The organism is Parabacteroides sp. CH2-D42-20 (assembly GCF_003670185.1).
Taxonomy (GTDB): domain Bacteria; phylum Bacteroidota; class Bacteroidia; order Bacteroidales; family Tannerellaceae; genus Parabacteroides; species Parabacteroides distasonis.
Genome location: NZ_RAYG01000011.1, coordinates 171,616 through 192,799, shown reverse-complemented (window position 1 = coordinate 192,799; position 21,184 = coordinate 171,616). Strand labels below are relative to the sequence as shown.

Sequence of the window (21,184 nt, the reverse complement as noted above, 5' to 3'; positions counted from 1 at the left end):
TCTAAAGATAGGAACCAATGAGGCATTTGCTTATTTTGATATCGCTATTATCCACACTCTCATTTATAGGTTGTCGAGATGAAAGCGATGCCACATACCTAATCGATCGTGCGGAATCCTTGTTGAAATCCGATCCGGATAGTTCCCTTATCCTATTAGATAGCATAGCCGTGCCCGATAATTTGAGTGATAAATTATTGGCTCGTTGGTGTATGCTATCTGGTAAAGTGGCGGACACGTTATATACGGATCTGCCCTACGTACAGCAATTGCGGCGTGCACAAGCCTATTACGAGTCGCACGGAACGGGGCAGGAGCAAGCGAGGATCGGTTTGTACTTGGGGCGTTCGTATGTGGAGGATAAGGATAACGAGCTGGCTATGAAGGCTTATTTACAGGCGTTGGATATCGCTTTACGTTGTCATGACTATAATCAAGCCGGGTATATTTGTAGCTATATGGGAGACTTGTATCATTTTGACGGTGACTATTTATTAGGAAAAGATAAATATAAAAAAGCGGAACAGTACTTTCGAAAGGTCGGAAATATGCGGAGCGCAGCTTTCGCTTTGCGGGATGTGGGACGTATGTATGTTTTTGCGGATTCGTCAGAGGTCGGGTTGAGATATTTGCTAGAAGCTGATACTATTATAGCGGAACTAGGGGATTCTTCTGATATAGGATATATATCCAATGGGATAGGAAATGTTTATAGTGTGTTAGGCAATATAGAACTCGCTAAGCAATACTTATGGAAATCAATAAATGTTTCTGAATTGGATAATGCTCCAGACTATTCCGCTTTAGCCGGTGTCTATATAGAAGAAGGAGATTTCAAGAATGCTCGCCTATGTTTAGAGCAAGCGAACATCATACCAACCCTAAATGAAAATACGCATATCTCCATAATTTATAATTATTATGAACTGGAAAAAGCAGAAAGTAATATAGAAAATGCTTTAACCTATTTAGAGCAATATAATGAAGCCGCAGATTCTATCTTAGCATTACAAAATAAAGCGAATATCGTAAAGACAGAAAAAGAGTATAATCATTTAAAAATATCGTTAGAAAATACCCAATTAAAGGTGGATAAACAATGGACTTTTATACTTCTTGTTACTTCTATTACTGTTTGTCTATTATTGTTATTCGTTTATCAGTTGCAAATGAATAAGAAAAATAAGAGAATATATGTCCAGCAAATCGATATTGAGCAAAAGAATATTGAATTATTGAAACTGCAGAATAGCTTGAATATAAAACAACTTGAGCTTCAGGATTTATTCGATAAGTTATCAAAAAAAGATGAATTACTCAATATATCTGATTCTAGAGCGAAGTTAGAGGAGCGATATGAACGAACGAAACAAGAAGAAAAATCCATTATCCAGAGAATCGCAGAACAGCGTAATAATCTGTTTTTATCATCTATGATAGCAAGGAAAGTGATTAAACTATCCCAAAAAGTAATTCCTGGTACGACAAAATCCCCTCTTTCAGAAAAATATTGGCGAGATATTATTACTCAAGCAAATGAGGTCTACCCATCTTTAGAAAAGAAATTCTCTGAGTTCAATATGACTCTTGCGGATTTACGCTATTGTTATTTAGTTTTATTTCATTTAGATACGATCAGTGAGGCTATTCTATTAAACATTCAGCCGGATTCTGTAAATAAGCGTCGCCAACGTGTACGTCAGAAGCTAGGAATTATAGGGGAGGAGCTAGATTTGTATACCTATATTATTAATATGATGTAACTTTTTGTTTATTAGATAGATATATGTATATATCCATGAAATGTTTGTCCTATTCATGAATTTATAATTTATTAATTATCAGTAAATTATAAATTGAGTTTGTCCGTCACTTATTAGCCCTTTTTCTTTGTTATTCGAGCTATTAGCCTGTTCTTCGCATCCAAATCAAAAAATGAGATGAGAAATGAAATTATTTAAATTTTTATTTGTAGTAATGTCTTTGTTAAGTGCTATTCCCTGTTTTGGTAGGCGGGTTCACTTAGATGGTAACTGGAAGCATTCAAAAAAATCTATTCTCGTAGATTTGCCTATGGACGCTTCTATTGAAGAAGCTAGTGGAGAACTGATAGTGAACTTCCATGAAAATGTAGGTAATGTGCGTGTTATCGTTACTAGTTCTACGGGAGAAGTGATCTATAATGAAATGGTACAAACGAGTACTATGCCATCTTTGGTAATACCTTTAAAAGATCAAGAAAAAGGTGTGTTGCAAATAACAGATGGTTATAACAATGTATATGGATTCTTATTTCTATAGATTTTATTAATTAAAATATTAATTATAAATAATAGTTATTATGAAAAAAATAATTAAAATAATGTTTTCCTTATCAGTATTATTATTAATGTCTTGTGTAGAGGAAATAGATTATAGTTTACCAAGAAATGAAGTAAGCCGTAATATTACCACTGTTAGTAGTGATACAATAACAAATCATGAATTATTAGAAGAATTTAGTAAGGCATTAGCTTATAGTTTAGATTCTTCAATAGAATTAAGGCGTATTATTAAAAATGAAGCTTTAAAGATGTTTGATTATGATTATGATGTATTATATTTATCTATTAATTCTTATAGATTAACTTCTGGAAAAACGGTTGATGAATTAATGAGCTTGTATATGGATATAACTAGATTAGAAAAAATAAAACAATTATTTTCAACCTTAACTATATTTGTACCAGAATTGCCTGATAACAGTTTTTCTGCTGAACTTTGGAATGTGGAGAGTGAAGTTCCATATACAGCTTTAAGAGTTAAAAATAGTAATGATGTAATGGGCTATGGAGTAAATAAAGAATTCTTAATACCATCAAATGAAATTCCTAAATATCCTATTGTAGTAGTGAAGTTAAATGAAAGAGTGGTTTCTGTAAATAAGGCTCAAAGGAATTTGTCACCGATGAGTATTATAAATCCTGATATTGTATTCTTTAGTGATGTATTTGATAATACAGAGAATGCTTCTTCAGTCATACAGAATAGAAATTTTTCTAGTGGTGATACTAGAGATCGCACAGGATCAATACCTGAAAATATGAAAAAGGTTTATGAAGCCTACGACGTATTTGCTGCAACAAATGAATGGCCGAGAGATTATATATATTATGGCTTGACTCCTCAACAGCCAAAAGGACCTTTCAATCGAGATTTTAAGGAAAGTTTGGTGTATTTTAAATTATTAGGAGATCCACGTACAGTTATGAACAAAATTTGTGATCAAAGTGAAGATCCTAGAATTGATGGAAATACTCATCAAGAAACAGGAGGTGGTCGTCCCGGAGATAGTACTATTCTTACACCATGGACAGACGGATCACTTGAATTTATAGTAAAAGTGTATGTTGCAAATCAAGCTGGTATAGGTAATGAATATATTAACAATTTTATAGTTAAACCATCTGCATTGTTTAAAATAACACCAAAAGATCCGCTTAGTAGTAAATTCGAAGTTAAATCAATAGAGTTAACAGATGGAATAGCTTTGGACCTTCCATTATTCGAATGGAATATAGAGAATTATGGTGCAATAATAAAAATAGCGATAGAAGAACTAGATATTAGTGAAACTATTCAAAGTGTAGAATCTTCAACAGCTACATTTGCAACTAATTTTGGATTTGATCCATCTTTTGGAGAAAAAGTAAAGATTGGTTTAAAATTTGGAGCTACAGCAACTACATCAAAAACAGTTTCATATACAGTTACTAAAAGTTTAGCTAGTGATGAATTAGGTCAAGTTATTGTTAATTTTGAAGATAAAATTCTAAAATCAAAGAAGAATTTATCAACTGGAAGGGATTGGAAACCTGACTATACAGATAAATATAGGACTGGATGGTATCAATTAGCACTAAGTCCATTAAAATATAATTAATTTTTGTGGTTTGATATTTTTTTGACTGTAATATGTAGAGATAATCTTAAAAATAATATCTATATTTAAGATAGAATGTACGAACTGATTCTGTTAAAGTAGGTAATTGATAAATAAGAATTATATTTATATAAAATTATTGTAATATGAAACAGGTAATCTATTTTTTATTTAGTATGTTATTATTTTTGTCTATATCTTGTAATAAAGGTGAAGATATTTCTTTTGAAGAAACTCCTTACTATTTGGGGTACTTTGAAGGAAAGGTGAATAGTCAAGATATTTCTATAGCTAATCAGTCGAACTCTCATTCTTTTATTGATCATGGAAATTTTTGGCAGGAGGTAAATACCGATTTAAGCGGTTTCTATTGGGAGATACCATTAGGAGTGCATATCTCTGACTATCCTTATCCTATGCTGAGGATCTCATTGATTCCATTGAGAGAAGGAGAATATCTGATCGATAAGGGTAAATTATTGAATGAAGAGATAGAATCTACTGTTAGGATCACGAAAGATGACGCTAAAATAGTGTATCATCCACTGAAATCTTCATTTCGGATACAAGTGGATAGTATTCGTTTTCATGAGGGAAGTGGTACCCCTTATATTGAAGGGAAGATGGAAGGTATTTTATATAATATAGAGAATTCGGAAGATTCGATCGTCATAAAAGACGCTATATTCGGAATACACTAACTTGGAGCCGAATAATGATATAGAAGCAATATTTAGATTGAATGGGAGTTCTATATCATGATATGTCGAACTTTTATTCAATCTAAATATTAATATTAATACCTTGTAAGTAATGAAGAAGTTGTTTGTTCTGTTAATATTGCTTTTATCTTTTGGTCGATCGCAGGCCGCTGATATAGAAGCTCGTACCGGAATACTAGGAGGAGATGGATGGGGGCTTCAGACGGGGGCGTATATAAACTTTCCGCAATCACGGTTGTTTTCTATACAAACGGGATTGTTGTTGCATACCGCGGGGAATTCGTTTTCATATGGAGATGATTGGAATATTGATTTTTTTGTACCCGTGTATGCTTCTTTTCATATTCCGTTGAGCGATAAAGTGAATCTCCGATTAAATGCGGGTGCTTACACCGGTAGTGGTGAATATTGGAATCTGGGAGCTACGGCGGCGGCCGGTATAGAGGTAAAAAGATTTTATGTGGGAGTGAACTATTTCCAGAATTGTGTCAATGACCGGGATTTGAAATTGGGGTTGTCGGTTGGATATAAATTCACATTATTTTAATCTTTTATATATTTTGAGGATAGGGGTATTTGAGCGTTTCCTGTCTTACGATAAAAACAACGAGAATTATGGAGTCAACAAGTAAAAAACAGAATACCCCTAAACTTTGGTACTGGGGGGAACCTAAAGTAGGAATGAGCCTTGAGGATTGTGAGAAAATAGTAAAAGAGATCCCGCATTTTGACAGGAAAACCCGGCTTGCGGATATGTATATAGCTTTTGTTTGACAGCAAGGGTTTCATTGTGGCATTTAACATAAGGAAGAGAGCCTGTTTTTATACATCGCTCTCTTTTTTTTATAACTTAGCCCCCAATTACTAAATCGAAGAACATGAAAAAGACTTTTTTATTAGCGATCGCCTTGTTGTGCTTTTGCGCCCCGATGAGCTTATTCGCGCAAAAACAGCTTGCTTTCAAGGATGGGAAATTCAAGATCGTCCAATTTACAGACATTCATTGGGATCAGAAATCATCTAAATGCGCTAAGACAGTCGCTACGATACAATCCGTATTAAAGGCGGAGAATCCGGATGTGGCAATGCTGACGGGCGACGTGGTGACAGCAAACCCTGGTTTGGAAGGATGGAAGTCGGTGATCGGGATCTTTGAGGAGGCCAAGATACCGTTTACGGTCATGATGGGAAATCATGACGCGGAGATCGTCCCCAAGGACGAGATTTATGCCATGCTTAGTAAATCACCTTATTTTATGGGCGAGAAGGGACCGGGTGATATCCATGGAGCCGGAAACTATGTGGTACCGGTCTACAGTTCGGACGGAAAGAAACCGGCGGCCTTATTGTATTGTATCGACTCCAACGATTATCCTACGCTGAAGGATTATGGCACGTATGATTGGATTCATTTCGACCAGATCCATTGGTATCGTGAGCAAAGTATGCGCTATACCAAGGAAAATGGTGGCAAACCGTTGCCAGCCTTGGCTTTTTTCCATATTCCTCTGTTGGAATATAATGAGATCGTTGGGGCGGAGACTACATTAGGACAGAAAGAAGAGGGAATCGCCTCTCCCAAGATCAACACGGGCTTCTTCGCTTCCTTGGTGGAAATGAAGGATGTGATGGCTACTTTTGCCGGGCACGATCATGATAACGATTATATAGGAATGTTATATAATGTGGGGCTAGCTTTCGGGCGTGTATCCGGATGGGACGCTTATGGAGATTTCGAGCGGGGTGGCCGTATCATTGAATTGCGTGAGGGCAAGTTTGAGTTTGATTCATGGATTCGTACCCCGTCCGGAAAGGAATATACGTATTATTATCCATCTGGCCTGACCTCTAAGGATGAGGAAACGATGGAATTCTTACCCGCCAAAACGGTAGAACCTAAAAAGCACGGGGTAGCTTATACCTATTATGAAGGTAAATTTAAACATACGGATCAGATCGCTTCCGGGACAAAAGTGAAAGAGGGTACGATGAAAAATATCTCTATTCAGGAGGCTCCGGCCAAGGATCATTTCGCTTATGAGTTCCGTACGTTGATAAATATCCCTGAAAAAGGTGTATATCGCTTTTATACGTATTCGGATGATGGTTCCAAACTATTTATAGACGGTAAAGCTATTGTTGATAATGATGGCTCTCATAATGCTCGTATAGCGAAAGGAAAGGTAGCGTTAGACGCTGGTTTCCACGAATTACGTGTTTTGTATTTCGAGGATTATATGGGCGAGGCCTTGGAGGTCGGGGTTTCCAGCCGTAAAATAAAGGAAGCTGTCTTACCAGAGGACTGGTATTATTTACCGGAATAAATATCCAGTTGTAGAGACGCAGCATGCTGCGTCTCCCACTGTCTGATAGTATCTTAGTCTTGTACGGCAGCTTTCGCTTTCTCTACCGCCTCATTGATATTACTGCAAATATTTTCTGCGCCAATCTTCTTATCGAATCCGGATTTTGTCAATACACGGTGTACATGTTCATTGACCCCGGAAAGTATCATATGGATATGCTCTGCCTCGGAAAGACGGAAAAGACTTTCCAAGTTATGCAGACCGGTAGAATCTATGAACGAAACCTTACGCATACGGATGATGCGGACTTTCGGTTTATCTCCCATACTTTTCATGATGCCGTCGAACTTATTCGCTACGCCGAAAAAGAACGGACCATCGATCTCGTATACCTCTACACCTTTAGGCAGGGAGAGGACTTCCTCGTCATGATGAATCTCGCCCTCGTCGGAAAGATCGATCTCATCCGTGGTGACGGATACATGCGTGGTCTCGGCCACACGGCGCATAAAGAATAACATGGCGATCAAAAGACCGATCTCGATAGCGATCGTAAGATCAAAGATAACCGTCAGGAAGAAAGTCACCAACAAGACGGATACGTCGCTTTTCGGGTTTTTCATCAAGGAACGGAACGTACGCCACTCACTCATATTATAGGATACGATGATCAATACGCCAGCCAGACAAGCCATTGGAATGTGTTTGGTAAGCGGTCCGAGGAAAAGCAAGATCAATAATAATACGATGGCGTGAATAATACCGGCAACCGGAGTTCGTCCACCATTATTTATATTGGTCATTGTGCGGGCGATGGCGCCGGTCACGGGAATACCGCCAAAAATAGGAACGATGATATTCGCCGCGCCTTGGGCGATTAGTTCCGTATTTGAATTATGCTTGTCACCTGTCACACCATCCGCTACCGTAGCGGATAATAAAGACTCGATAGCCCCAAGGATAGCGATCGTAAAGGCGGAGGGAAGCAATAAGTTGATAGTTTCCATATTAAACGTGATCGGAGCCGGGGCTGGCAAGGAAGCGTTAATAGTAAACCGGTCTCCAATCGTCTCGATACCTGTAATACCCAAATGATTACGCATAATGTAAACAACGATCGTCATGATGACGATAGCGATCAAGGAACCCGGAATTTTCTTCGTTAGCCTCGGGCTTAACGTAATGATCAGGATACTAATGATACCGATAACGAATGCCCAAGGGTTAACCGTATCGAACGCCCCGAAATATGCGATCCATTTAGAGATGAAATCGGCGGGGACTTTATCCATAGTCAATCCAAATAAGTCTTTCATTTGTGTCGTGAAGATAGTGATAGCGATACCACTCGTGAAACCTACGACAATCGGGTAGGGGATAAACTTAATCACGGTACCGAGCTTCAACACGCCCATCAATACCAGAATAATACCCGCTATGACGGTAGCGATGGCAAGCCCTTCGATGCCGAAGTTCTGTATAATGCCATAAACGATCACGATAAACGCTCCGGTAGGTCCGCCGATCTGTACGTTGCAGCCTCCTAAAAGGGAGACAATGAATCCACCGATAATAGCCGTGATCAATCCTTTTTCCGGACTTACCCCGGAGGCGATACCAAAAGCGATGGCGAGTGGTAGGGCAACTATGCCGACAATTATACCCGCCATGAGATCCGTCATGAACCTCTCTTTGGAATAATTTCTCAGCGCCGTAAAGAGTTTGGGCTGAAAATCAAATTTGTTCTTCATTTTTCTTCTTGCCTGTTTGATTTGAGGATGCAAAGTTAATAAAATAAAGAAGATGCAAAAAATCTAAAGACGCATTCCGGTTTTGTGTAAACAATTTAGGAGGATTTGTTGTTTCATAATATAAAGGTAAAGAAGTTGCTCCTTGATAAATAAGTGATATCTATCTCCCTATAGATATTATTTAATGTTTGCGTAATCGATGTTTGGAAACAAATTCTTACTTTTGATCGGTCATGAGAAAAACGATATACAAAACAGACTCATTAATTTACTACATAAAATTAGCATTATGGAAAAAAGTATTAAAGGTACACGTACCGAGCAGAATTTATTGAAATCATTCGCCGGAGAATCTCAGGCAAGAAGTCGTTACACATTTTTCGCTAGCGTAGCCAAGAAAGAAGGTTACGAGCAAATCGCAGGTGTTTTCATGGAAACAGCCGAGCAAGAGAAGGAACACGCTAAACGTTTCTTTAAATTCTTGGAAGGTGGAATGGTTGAGATTACCGCTTCTTATCCTGCAGGCGTAATCGGAACAACCGCTGAGAACTTGGCCGCCGCGGCAGCTGGTGAGAATGAGGAGTGGGCTGAATTGTATCCTGAGTTCGCTAAGATCGCAGAGGAAGAAGGTTTTCCCGCTATCGCTGTAGCTTTCAAGATGATCGCTAAGGTAGAGGCAGAGCATGAGAATCGTTACCGTAAGTTATTGAATAATGTAGAAACAGGTACGGTATTTGAGAAAGCTGAGGCTATCTTGTGGCAATGTCGCAACTGTGGTTTCGTATTCGAGGGCAAGAAAGCTCCGGTTAACTGTCCGGCATGCGCTCATCCGCAAGCTTATTTCGAACCGATGAAACAGAACTATTGATAATTAAAAGTTGAGAATTGAAAATTGAGAATTAACATAGTTAGTAATTCTCAATTTTCAATTCTCAATTTTCAATTATTTAATCGGTGGGTAATCAATCGTATAATGTAATCCCCGGCTCTCTTTCCGTTCCATCGCTTGACGAGTGATCAAATAACCTACATTGATCATATTACGCAACTCACATAATTCACGGGATGCCTTACAACGTTTGAAAAGGCTCTCTGTCTCCTCATATAAAATATCCAAACGGTTCCACGCACGGATCAAACGTGTGTTACTACGAACGATACCTACATACGCTTCCATGATCTGGTTTACCTCTTTCATGCTTTGAGTGATCAATACACGCTCTTCATTGGTGATCGTTCCCTCATCGTTCCATTCCGGTACATCTTGGTTAAACTCATAGCGATCCATGACGCTTAATGAGTGTTTTGCCGCGGCGTCGGCATATACAACTGCCTCGATCAATGAGTTTGAAGCTAAGCGGTTACCACCGTGCAGGCCGGTACAAGAACATTCTCCGATCGCATATAGGCGACGGATGCTGGATTGCCCGTTTAAGTCTACCTTGATACCTCCACATAAATAATGGGCCGCAGGGGCTACCGGGATGTAATCTTTCGTGATATCGATCCCTAAGCTGAGGCATTTCTTATAGATATTGGGGAAATGTTTCTTCGTCTCTTCCGGATCTTTGTGCGTCACGTCCAAATAGACATGGTCTTCACCCCGTTGTTTCATCTCGCTATCGATCGCACGGGCTACGATATCACGGGGAGCCAAGGAAAGACGGGGATCATATTTATGCATGAACTCCTCGCCGCCAAGGTTTCTCAATACAGCTCCATATCCGCGCATCGCCTCGGTGATGAGGAAAGAGGGACGGTCGCCCGGATGATACAAGGCGGTCGGGTGGAACTGGATAAACTCCATATCTTTTACGGAGCCTTTCGCGCGATAAACCATGGCGATACCGTCTCCGGTAGCTACCAGCGGGTTTGTCGTATTCCGGTAAACGGCCTCGCAACCGCCTGTCGCCATAACGGTTATCTTTGACAAGAAAGTATGTACCTCGCCCGTATCCTCGTTCAATACATAGGCACCGAAACATTTGATACCGGGGGTATGGCGGGTGACGATAATGCCCATATGGTGCTGGGTGATAATCTCTACCGCATAATGGTTCGTGAATACGGCGATGTTGGGATGGTTGTTTACCGTTTCTATCAAGCTCGTCTGTATCTCGGCTCCCGTATTGTCGGCATGGTGCAGGATACGAAACTCGGAGTGTCCTCCTTCTTTATGCAGATCGAATTCTCCGCTTTCTTTCTTATCGAAATTAACTCCCCATCGGATAAGCGCCTCGATCTGGGCAGGGGCCTCGCGCACGACTTTCTCCACGGCTGCCCGGTCACTGATCCAGTCGCCGGCGATCATCGTGTCTTCTATGTGCTTCTCGAAATTATCTACTTTCAAGTTGGTTACGGAAGCGATACCTCCTTGCGCGAAATATGTGTTGGCTTCTTCTTGTCCGGCTTTACAGATAAGTGCTACGCTCTTGCCCTCATTGGCTACTTTCAGAGCGAAACTCATACCGGCGATTCCCGAGCCTATCACTAAGTAATCGAATCTTTGTACCATGTTTTCTACTGTTTAGGCTCACAAAGTTAGGGATTAACTGATTAGGTTGTTCCTTTTGCGCTTGCTTTTCGTACAAAATAAATATTGACTACAGGTTTCCCGGATAGAGCCTTGCGGGTTGTGTTACTGCAACCCGGCTTGCAGTGGAGGTCTTTAGAATTGGACGGATAATCCCAGCGTGAAGGTACGGGCTACAGGATAGATGGAAGTGGTCTCGATACCGGGTTCTACGCCATTCACGTTGATATTAGCGGGATCGCCTCCGGTATATCCGGTAAGTGTAAATACATTATTTACCGAGAAATAGCAGCGTAACGATTGAATCCATTTATTGTCTGGGAGAGGAATTTTATATCCCAAGGTCAATTCTTCTAATTTCAGGAAATTACCATTCTCAAGAAAATAATCGCAATAGATCTTGTCTCCCTTGATGGCGTCGTTACGGGTATAAGCGTCTTCTAAAAGATTGGTAACCGGTACGTTTTGTAGCCCGTAGTACATTTGTTTCAGATTCAACAGGTCGTACCCCAGCCAAGAGGTGAAAAACAATCGTAAATCAAAATTCTTCCAAGTAAACGTATGGCTGAAAGAGAGCTGCACTTTCGGTACGCCGTTGCCGATAAAATTCTTGTCTTCCTCGGTTCGTTCCGTGGTCGGGATCTTTCTCCCGTCTTTGCTCCATACCAAGATATTACCCTCGGCGTCGGTTCCGGCATAGCGCCAACCGAAAAAGGAGCCGATTGGCTTTCCCTCCTCCAAGCGGATAGCCGGGCCGGGTAATCCGGGGGTGGGAAGATCATACAGATAGGTATAGCCTAGCTTGAACTGGTTGTTGGAAAGGCTTTTCAGCGTACTGCTCAATAGGCTACCCGTGAGGCTTGCCGAATATTGAAAATTCTTTGTACGCACAGGTAGCCAGTTCATTTCCCATTCCAACCCCTTGGAGTCGATAGTGCCTACGTTTGTCGTGATATTATCATGGATCATGGGAGGCTTGATCGCGTTGTAGACAAACAGGAGATCTTTTGTCGTACGTTTGAATAGATTCAAGGAGAGCATGAGGCGGGAGTTGAATAAGATCGCCTCGGCGCCTATGTTGGTATGCAGACTTTTTTCCCAGCGTAAATCCGGATTAGGGTTATTGCTAGGTCCGAATACTTGTATCCATTTGCCATCTACCATGACTTTACCCGCTCCGGCGTACGTCTCTAGCGATTGGTAAGGGGAGAAATTATGGCGGCCCGATACCCCGTAACCAACCCTGAATTTAAGATCGTCCAACCATTCCGTTTGGAAGGTGGGTAACTCGCTCAAGCGTATACCACCCGAAAGGGCAGGGAAGTTGCCCCATTTATGATTCGCCCCGAATTTACTGGAACCTTCCCTGCGAAACGAAGCGGAAAGCATCAATAAGTCCCGGTAGGAATAATTAAACCGGGCAAAGACACTGATCAACTTGCTGGAATTCTTGAATGAGCTTAAAGTCGCTTTTCCATCGGTAAGGTAAGAACCGGTGCCTATGTTGTTCCATGTGAAGAAGTCGGTAGGAAAGTCGGCATTTCCGGCGTTCATTCCCGAATGATCCCAACGTTGGAATGAATAGCCTATCATCGCTTTGACCATGTGCTGGTCCCACGTATTATCGTAATGATTGGTCCAGTCTAGCGTCCGGTTTACATATTTGGAAGAGGTACGATCCGCTCGCCCTTTCCGGTTATTGTCTACGGATTCTTTGGCCCGTGAGGTCCAATAGACATTTTCCTCACTCTCTTCCCGGTTCTCGGCGAGCATAATGGTGGAGTAAAAAGGTTTGCTCCAGTTGATCCGTGCGGTTAGCGAGCCGGTCATAAACTGGTTCTCTTGTTGCCGGTTTTCCTCTTTTAGTGAGGCTACGGGATTATCCCGCTCGAAACCGGAAGGATAGAGATACTCCGTCTCCTCCTCATCGGTATAGATCGGGGCGGTAGGATTGGCTAGCATCGCCTGTTGGAAAGCTGTATGGTTACCTAGGCGCAAATGTTGTTTTTTGTAAGCGAGCGATACGGTTAGCTCCAGATAGCCGGAGAGGAGGTTTTGGCTGATATGGGTACGTAAGGCGTACTCCCGGCGGGAGGATACGATGTCTAACCCTTGTCCGTCCCTGTAATTCATGGAGATACGGAACGCCCCGCTTTTCCATCCGTTTTGAATGGATAAATCATGATTTTGTTCCAAGGGGCAGGAACGTATCAAAGCGGCTTGCCAATCCGTATGGTACCCTAGATCAGCGTCTCTCCCGGCTGCTACAAAGGCTTCGGGCGAAAGGACACGAGGTCTATTATATTCGTGAGCGGCCGCTAGGTAGGTTTGGTAATTGGCCTGCAACTTATCCGAGCTTTTACCGCTTTTGGTCGTTATCAAGATCACTCCGTTAGCCCCGTTCGATCCGTAAATGGCGGCGGAAGATCCGTCTTTTAATACCGATATGGAGGCGATTTCGGCTAGTGATAAACTATTCAAGGATACTCCGGGTACCCCATCTACCACGACTAGCGGATTGTTTCCGGCCAAAATAGACCCGGCGCCCCGTATCTGTATATCCGGTATCGAGTTTATATCGGACAAGGAAGATCCCGAGATGCTCATTCCGGCGATCAATCCTTTGATGCCTTGGATGGGATTGTTGACCTTCCCGGATAAGAACCGTTCCGAGGATACATAACCCACGGCTGATGTCAGCTCCTTGCGTGCCAAGGTTCCGTAGCCGATCGCTACCACCTCGTCCAAATTAAAGACGGCCGGTATCAATTGGATCTGTAAATGACGGTTATCGGGCCCCACCGTCCTTAGCTCCGGTTTATAGGCCAGATGGGAGATTTGTAGCCGGCACGAATCCTTATCCGTAAAGAAGCGGAAATACCCTTCCTCATTCGTTAGTCCTCCTTTACCGGAAAGAAGGTCGATTACCGAGACAAATTCCATGGGAGACCCTTTCTCATCCGTGATATAACCCGTAACCGGTACTGGATAGGGCTTGGGCTTCCCCGTATCGATCTTAGGCATCAACAAGATTTGTACGTCCATGATCTCATAGCGTATCCCGATCGGTCCGCATAGCCGGTCTAGTATTTTACGGATATCCGGCGAGGTTATTTTCTCATTGATTTTCTGTTTCATATCCAACTGAGTCTCGTTGTATAGGAAAAGATAAGGGGATTGTTGCTCTATTTTCCGCAATACATCCCTTAATTGAGTCCCATGTTCATTCAAGGTGATGGGAACCTCGATCTCTTGGGCCCGTGTATGCGGGACGCAAAGGAACAGAGCCGTTATTAAGAATGATATGTATATCTTGATTTGCATAGGGTGAATTAAACGGTTAATAGATATATCCTTCCGAGCGTTTCAATAAGGGATTGGCCGATATCGCCCGGGCAGGTATCGGATAGAACCGGCGATAACTATCGGAGGGTTGCTTATCCCACCAGATACCGGTCGTGAATAGGCCGAACCGGTTTAAATCGGTACGTCTTCGTTTCTCCGCTAGAAATTCACGTCCCCATTCATCCAATAATTCCTGTGCGGTAAGGACGGAGCCATCTTCCGGATAGCGTACTTGTTCCCAGTCTTCCGGCGCATAGTATCGTTTGCGTATCTGGTTCAAGATCGCCTCGGCCTTGGCTGGATTACCCAGACGAAAGGAAACTTCCGCCAGCGTATAATAAACCTCTGTTAGCCGTAACACTACCAGATTATTCGCCATCAGCCCCACGTCTCCGGATGGATAAAGCGGATATTTCACGATACGGATACCTGTATTCTCCTCGCCGGTCTTGATATTGGATGCGAGGGAGGTGAATCTTTTATCTTGTATGATCCACGGCGTATCGGAAGATAATTGTTTATCTGTGAGCGCTTTCTTTTCCGTATCGGATAGATGGTCGGAATAACGTGCTACTTGATCTATGAAAATGAGGGGGTAATTTCCCCATTCCTCGGCACCATACTGAAGCTGGTCGCTATTGTATATCTGTTGGGGACCGAAGAGGAATAATCCCTCGTAAATGCCTTGTGAGAGTACCTTGAAGTTCTTCTTCCGGAGATCCGTATCAGGAAATTTGGAAAACGTGCGTCCTAACGTATAAGGGTAGGGCTTGCCGGATGGATCGTAAGAGGGACTGAGGTGACAACCATTATAGGCCGCCGGCAAATCCTTGCCACAGCCGAATCGTTCGGGCGCTTGGTAGTGCATAAAAAACAGATAGTAAAAATCATCATATCCTACTTGCCGGGACTGGGGATAAGACCAGATTAATTCCGGACAATCTTGATTGCCTGCGTTCCATAAATCGGTCCATTCCGAGGTGAGAGAGTAAGTGCCGAACTCTCCGTTGATAATCCGTTCGCAAAGCGCTCCGGTCTGTTCCCACATCGGTATATTGATGTACCAAGACGCGTTAAAATAGAGCCTCATCAATAATACGGCCGCCGCTCCTTGGGTGATCCGTCCCTCGTAATTCTTAGAGGGTGCCTTGGGTAAATCGGGGATGGCGTTTAATAAGCTCTCTTCTATAAAGTGGAAATTTTCTTGTGGGGTAGCCGAACCGACCTCTTCCTCTGTCGTGAGGGAGATCGCGGGGATGCGGAACGCATCCAGAAGTAAAAGTTGGAAATAAGCCCGTAAAGCGGTAAGCTCGGCGATATGCTGCCGCTTGTCGGACTCTGCGAGTCCGAAGTTATCATATGATAACTCTTGGATATCCGCCAATGTATTATTACAATATCCGATACCTCCGTAGCAAGCGTTCCACATTTGCTCGCTGTTTTTCTCGTACGTGTCCCATGTATGTTGGTGGATCATACGCCATACGCCCCCGTCTTCCCAATGCTCTCGTTTTTGGGTGATCACGAGCTGATCCGCCGATAACTCTTGCAGCCAGAAAGAGAAATTAGTCTCCGCCCATTTCGCATGCTCATAAGGACGGAGTACGGAGGCCATTAAGGATTCATAATCCGTATAATAATCCTCTTTCTCCAGCTGGTCGTATAGGTCTTCTTCCAGATCGAAGCAGGAGAAGAGCAGCGGGAGAAAAAGAAAGGTTAACAGCAGTGGCGCGTATCTCTTCATTGAATAAGAATCAAGTTCGTACCCGTGAGTTTATTGGTTTGTTGTAATACGGTTTCTAATTTTTGTGTCTTTAGAAAAGCGCCGGAGAAACGTTGATCATCGTTTTCCGGACGTGTGTACATGAGTGAGACCTTATAGGTTTGTTCGATCAAGCGTACGATTTCATCTAAGGAAGCGTTATCATAAAAGATGATCCCTTTTCTCCACGAGGTAAGCCGTTCACTATCAACTTCCGTTACCGTATAATGTTCGTCATTCACGAAATAATCGGCTTTTTGGTTCGGATGCAACTGTACCAATTCTTTCTCATGCGCGTTATTCAGGCTCACCTTTCCTTCTACCAAGATCACGGAGATCTCGTTTCCTTGATCGGAGGTCTGTACGCTGAAAGAGGTTCCCAGTACCTTGACCGATAAGCCGGAAGCATCAACTATAAAAGGCTGCTCGCTATTGGGAGTAACCTCAAAGAAGGCTTCTCCTCTGATTTTCACTTCTCGTACGGAAGAGGCGAATACCTCCGGATAGCTTAGCTCGGAATTCTCTCTCAAATAAACGGAACTACCATCGGGTAAAAGGATCGAACGATCCTCTTGCGCAGCTATAATCGTTTGCCATTCGGCATTTCCTGTTCCCGCTTTTCCGCCTTGATTCAAGAAATAGACGGTAACTCCGGATACAAGCAATAGTAAGACCACCGCTGCTATCGAGAACCATATTCTTCGGGAAGAAGTTGAGACCAAGGAAATAACCGGTGCCTCTTCGGTTTGCGATTGAGATTCCGAGGGCGTGATGATCGAAGCGATCCGATTCCATTTCCGGTCCGTTTCCGGATCGGCTTCAGTCTCTTCCAAAGGATTCCATTCGGCGGTTCGCTTCCGGAAAGCGGCCTCCCATTCCTTGGAGGTATGGATGGCTTGAAGCAACTCCGCTTCTTCCTCCGGGGTCGCCTTGCCTTTCAGATACCGTGTAATTATATGTTCGAATCGTTTATTCTCCATTTTCCTGTTTTACTAAATCTGTATTACCATTTCCAAAGACTAAGGAGCGTTCCCAGTAATAAGGCATAACGCCTTAATCCATCCCGGAATCGTTTCAAGGCACGGGTAATGTGTTTCTCCACCACTTTCTCCGTAATAGCCATATGTTCCGCTATCTCCCGGTTTTTCAAGCCATTCAGACGGCTGAGAACGAACGCTTCCTTGCATTTGGGCGGTAGTTCCTCCATAATCTGATCGATCGAGTCGGACAGTTCCTTTTGGATCAGCAAGGAGGAAGGGTCGGGTACGAAGTCCGCCGCGTATAATCGCTCGGCAGTCTCGGTATCCGGTATCCGTTGCTGTACCGAATCGGCTATCTGACGGTGTTTTAAATAGTTTAGACAACTATTCCTTACCATCATGAAAAGAAAAGAGGCCAGCGAGATGTTATCCAGCAACTCCCTTCTTTCCCATAATTTCAAGAATACATCCTGTACGATATCCTCCGCCTCGTTTGTATCGTTGGTGTATTTCTGGGCAAATGCCTCTAAACGGGGAGAGAACTTGCGAAAAGCGTATTCGAACGCCTTTGCGTTGCCCCCTCTGATCTTATCGAAAAGAAGACGATCATCCGTTAGATACAATTGCTCACACATACCACTTTAGATAAAAGATTGAGGCAAATGTAACAAAAGTATTCTATTTTATGATCAAATCAATTTATTATATAACAACTAGGCCCGCTTTTACCCGCCCTTTATTCCTGTAAGATTATTTTATGTCCGAGAAGGGGGGGATTCCCCCTCTTGGTTGTTTTATCAAGCAAACGAAATAAATAAAATTAATTTAGTAATCTTAAATTGTAAAGCATGAAAAAGCATTTCTTCTCTTTGCGGGAAAGAGGTTTGTTCCTACTTCTTTTGGGACTTTTTCTTTCCTTTAGCAGTTATGCTCAAGACATTACCGTAAAAGGTGTAGTGAAAGACTCTAAATTCGGCGATCCGATTATTGGAGCTAGTATCCTTGTGAAAGGAACAACGAATGGTACGATTTCCGATATGGACGGAAATTTCACGTTGGCAGCTCCGAAAGACGGGACTCTGACCATCTCTTATATCGGTTATAAATCACAAGAGATCCCGGTAAATGGACAGCAGAACCTGAATATCATTCTGGACGAGGATGTAGAAGCGTTGGACGAGGTGGTAGTAGTAGGTTACGCTACTGGTAGCAAGCGTACGATCTCCGGTGCGGTAGAGCGTATCAAGAAAGAGGATATGAATCAAGGTGTGGTAAACACGCCGTTGGAATCCTTGAAGGGTAAGGTTGCCGGTGTGGTAATCTCCAAGACGGGTGGCGACCCTGCCTCTAAGCCTTCTATCCGTGTACGTGGTACGACCTCTTTGTCCGGTGGTAATGATCCCTTGGTGATTATCGATGGCGTATTCGGTGATTTGAGCATGTTGGACGCGATCGCTCCCGCCGACATCGAGACGTTCACGATCTTGAAGGACGCTTCCGAGACCGCTCAGTACGGCTCACGTGGTGCCGCCGGTGTAATCGTAGTGACTACGGTGAAAGGTAAGAACGGTATGAAGACGTTGAGTTATAACGGCAACTTCGGTATCAGTAATGTTTATAAGAACTTGAAGATGTTATCCGCCGATGAGTTCCGCTCTACGGCGAAGGCGTTAGGCATGACTCCGCTGGATATGGGTGGTAATACGAATTTCTTCGACGAGATCGAGCAATTGGGTTATACGCAGAACCATAACATCTCTTTCGGCGCGGGTAACGACGATTCGAATTATCGTGCTTCTGTAGGCGTGATCGATCAACAGGGTATTATCAAGAATAGCGGTATGAAGAATTATACGGCTAAACTGGACGCTTCCCAGAATATGTTCAACAATAAGTTGAAAATCGAGTTCGGTATGTTCGGTTCCTTGAAGCAAGTGGATTATACGAACGATTATGAGAAAACTTTCTATTCGGCCGCTACTTACAACCCAACCTTCCCTACGCATAAGAATGAGGATGGCAAATGGGATGAGGATCCCTACGCGAACGAGATCCAGAACCCGCTGGGACGTCTTGAGATACAGGATCGTGAGAAGAACGCTTACGTGAACGTACACGGTAAATTGACTTGGACGATTCTGGACGGGTTGAAACTGAGCGCATTCGGCTCTTATACGTATAACGTGAAGGAGAACATGAAGTATATCCCGAAAGATTTGAAGGCGATTACGCAAACTTCCGACGCTCATGGTTACCGTGCGGATAATAAGCAGAATATCTTGATGGGTAATATCCAGTTATCCTATAATAAGGATTTGAATGAGAAACATCATATCGACGCTTTGGCCTTGGTAGAGGGACAAAAATATCATTATACGGGATTTAGCGCCGGTGCCCGTGGCTTTGAGACGGATTACTTCGGTTATAACAACCTGAAAGCGGGTGGTACGGTGAAATACGGAGACGTGACTTCTTTCCAAAACGAGAATCGTCTGGCCTCATTCATGGGTCGTTTCAATTATATGTATGACAACCGTTTTATCGCCACCGTGAACTTACGTGCGGACGGTTCCTCTAAATTGGGTATGAATAATAAATGGGGCTTCTTCCCTTCCGCTTCCGCCGCTTGGGTGTTGAATGAGGAGGCTTTCTTGAAAGACGTGGATTGGCTGAGCCAGTTGAAACTACGTGCGGGTTATGGTCTGACCGGTAACCAAGATGCTATCGAGGCTTATAACTCGTTAGCTTTGATGAGCCCGAACGGCGTGACTTCCGTCAATGGAAATTCTACCGCTACCTATGGCTTTACACGTAACTCGAACCCGGACTTGCGTTGGGAGGTGAAAAAGACATTCGATGTGGGTGTGGACGCTGGTATCCTCGATGGCCGCTTTACGTTGACCGCCGATTGGTATACTTCCAAGACTACGGATCTGTTGTATAAATACGCGGTTCCGGTTCCTCCGTTCGTATATCCGGAATTATTGGCGAACTTGGGAGAGATGACCAACTCCGGCGTGGAATTGGCTGTAAGCGGTGGTATCGTGAAGACAAAGGACTTCGATTTTAACATGGGCGTGAATTTCTCTTACCAGAAGAATAAATTGAACTCCTTGAGCGGTTCTTATATGGGACAAGAGTTGCAGGCGAAACAATATATGGATCTGTCCAGTATGAGTGGTGCCGGTTTCGTAGGAAACAACCGTGTGGTTTATCAGATGGTAGGCCAGCCTGTCGGAGTGTTCTACATTCCTCGTTGCTTGGGCTTGACTCCGGCTTTGGATGAGAATGGAAACGCTATCGAAGGCCGCTATATCTACAACTTGGATCAGACGATCGATGGAAAAGAGGGTTTGGATACCAATGATGGTGGCGACCGTTATATCGCCGGACAAGCCATGCCGAAATATTATCTGGGAATGAACTTCAGCTTCCGCTACAAACGCTTTGACTTGATGACGCAGATGAACGGCGCTTTCGGTCATAAGATCTTCAACGGTACATCGCTAGCTTATATGAACTTGAGCCAGTTCCCTACATACAACGCGTTGGCTAAGGCTCCGGAAAGCAAGATCTACGACCAGTCGATCTCTGATTATTGGTTGGAAAAGGGTAATTATTTGAATATCGATTATATTACGTTGGGTTACAACATCGATTGCAAAAAGATCGAGAAATACGTGAAGAATATCCGTGTGACATTCTCGGTGAACAACGTAGCTACGATCACGGGTTACTCCGGTTTGTCTCCGATGATTAACAGTACGACGGTCGATAAAGATAATAATGACCTAGGTATGGATAACAAACGTTTCTATCCGTTATCCCGTACGTATTCATTAGGTTTGAGTGTTAACTTCTAA

At 42.9% G+C, this 21,184-nt stretch carries 15 protein-coding genes; 9 read left to right on the top strand and 6 right to left on the bottom strand.

What is annotated here, in order from left to right:
* Window positions 1-17 precede the first annotated feature (17 nt).
* The 7 genes from D7V92_RS08820 (at window position 18) to D7V92_RS08795 (ending at window position 6,968) form a co-directional block, all read left to right on the top strand.
* Window positions 18-1,763: a hypothetical protein gene (locus D7V92_RS08820; RefSeq protein ID WP_121772706.1), complete on the top strand. Its 1,746-nt coding sequence runs from the start codon at window positions 18-20 to the stop codon at window positions 1,761-1,763.
* A 184-nt stretch (window positions 1,764-1,947) separates the two neighbouring features.
* Window positions 1,948-2,301 (top strand): DUF3244 domain-containing protein, encoded by a 354-nt coding sequence (locus D7V92_RS08815; RefSeq protein ID WP_048926953.1) that lies wholly within the window; start codon window positions 1,948-1,950, stop codon window positions 2,299-2,301.
* Window positions 2,302-2,341: 40 nt separating this feature from the next.
* Window positions 2,342-3,922 (top strand): hypothetical protein, encoded by a 1,581-nt coding sequence (locus D7V92_RS08810; RefSeq protein WP_121772705.1) that lies wholly within the window; start codon window positions 2,342-2,344, stop codon window positions 3,920-3,922.
* A gap of 146 nt (window positions 3,923-4,068) precedes the next feature.
* Entirely contained in the window at window positions 4,069-4,623 is a 555-nt protein-coding gene (locus tag D7V92_RS08805; RefSeq protein WP_008778943.1) for a DUF5025 domain-containing protein, read from the top strand.
* A gap of 112 nt (window positions 4,624-4,735) precedes the next feature.
* The gene (locus D7V92_RS08800) at window positions 4,736-5,191 is read left to right on the top strand and encodes a hypothetical protein (protein WP_005863718.1); all 456 of its coding nucleotides are present in this window, start codon (window positions 4,736-4,738) and stop codon (window positions 5,189-5,191) included.
* 68 nt (window positions 5,192-5,259) lie between these two features.
* Window positions 5,260-5,418: a hypothetical protein gene (locus D7V92_RS22220; RefSeq protein ID WP_199718902.1), complete on the top strand. Its 159-nt coding sequence runs from the start codon at window positions 5,260-5,262 to the stop codon at window positions 5,416-5,418.
* Between the two features lie 104 nt (window positions 5,419-5,522).
* Entirely contained in the window at window positions 5,523-6,968 is a 1,446-nt protein-coding gene (locus D7V92_RS08795) for a PA14 domain-containing protein (RefSeq protein ID WP_121772704.1), read from the top strand.
* Between the two features lie 53 nt (window positions 6,969-7,021).
* Here the strand turns inward: D7V92_RS08795 and D7V92_RS08790 are convergent, their stop codons facing one another.
* The gene (locus tag D7V92_RS08790) at window positions 7,022-8,701 is read right to left on the bottom strand and encodes a SulP family inorganic anion transporter (RefSeq protein ID WP_005860327.1); all 1,680 of its coding nucleotides are present in this window, start codon (window positions 8,699-8,701) and stop codon (window positions 7,022-7,024) included.
* Window positions 8,702-8,990: 289 nt separating this feature from the next.
* Here D7V92_RS08790 and rbr point away from each other — a divergent pair, with 289 nt between their 5' ends.
* Complete coding sequence (gene rbr / locus D7V92_RS08785) at window positions 8,991-9,569, top strand: rubrerythrin (protein ID WP_008777696.1); 579 nt, start codon at window positions 8,991-8,993, stop codon at window positions 9,567-9,569.
* Between the two features lie 75 nt (window positions 9,570-9,644).
* On the opposite strand, the gene nadB is transcribed toward rbr, so the two are convergent.
* From nadB to D7V92_RS08760, 5 genes are all read right to left on the bottom strand, one after another.
* Complete coding sequence (gene nadB / locus D7V92_RS08780; protein WP_005860322.1) at window positions 9,645-11,216, bottom strand: L-aspartate oxidase; 1,572 nt, start codon at window positions 11,214-11,216, stop codon at window positions 9,645-9,647.
* A gap of 153 nt (window positions 11,217-11,369) precedes the next feature.
* Window positions 11,370-14,558 (bottom strand): SusC/RagA family TonB-linked outer membrane protein, encoded by a 3,189-nt coding sequence (locus D7V92_RS08775; RefSeq protein ID WP_233572821.1) that lies wholly within the window; start codon window positions 14,556-14,558, stop codon window positions 11,370-11,372.
* Window positions 14,559-14,574: 16 nt separating this feature from the next.
* A complete protein-coding gene (locus tag D7V92_RS08770) occupies window positions 14,575-16,323 on the bottom strand; it encodes a RagB/SusD family nutrient uptake outer membrane protein (protein WP_005863709.1) in 1,749 nt (582 codons plus the stop codon).
* Window positions 16,320-17,321, bottom strand: a complete 1,002-nt coding sequence (locus D7V92_RS08765) for a FecR family protein (protein WP_121772703.1) — start codon at window positions 17,319-17,321, stop codon at window positions 16,320-16,322. Before D7V92_RS08765 ends, D7V92_RS08770 begins: the two co-directional genes overlap by 4 nt.
* A gap of 23 nt (window positions 17,322-17,344) precedes the next feature.
* Window positions 17,345-17,956 carry an RNA polymerase sigma-70 factor gene (locus D7V92_RS08760; protein WP_008778949.1) on the bottom strand — a complete coding sequence of 204 codons (612 nt, stop codon included), beginning with the start codon at window positions 17,954-17,956 and terminating at the stop codon, window positions 17,345-17,347.
* A 213-nt stretch (window positions 17,957-18,169) separates the two neighbouring features.
* Between D7V92_RS08760 and D7V92_RS08755 the strand changes: the two genes are divergently transcribed.
* Window positions 18,170-21,184, top strand: coding sequence for a TonB-dependent receptor (locus D7V92_RS08755; protein ID WP_121772702.1), 3,015 nt, complete (start codon window positions 18,170-18,172; stop codon window positions 21,182-21,184).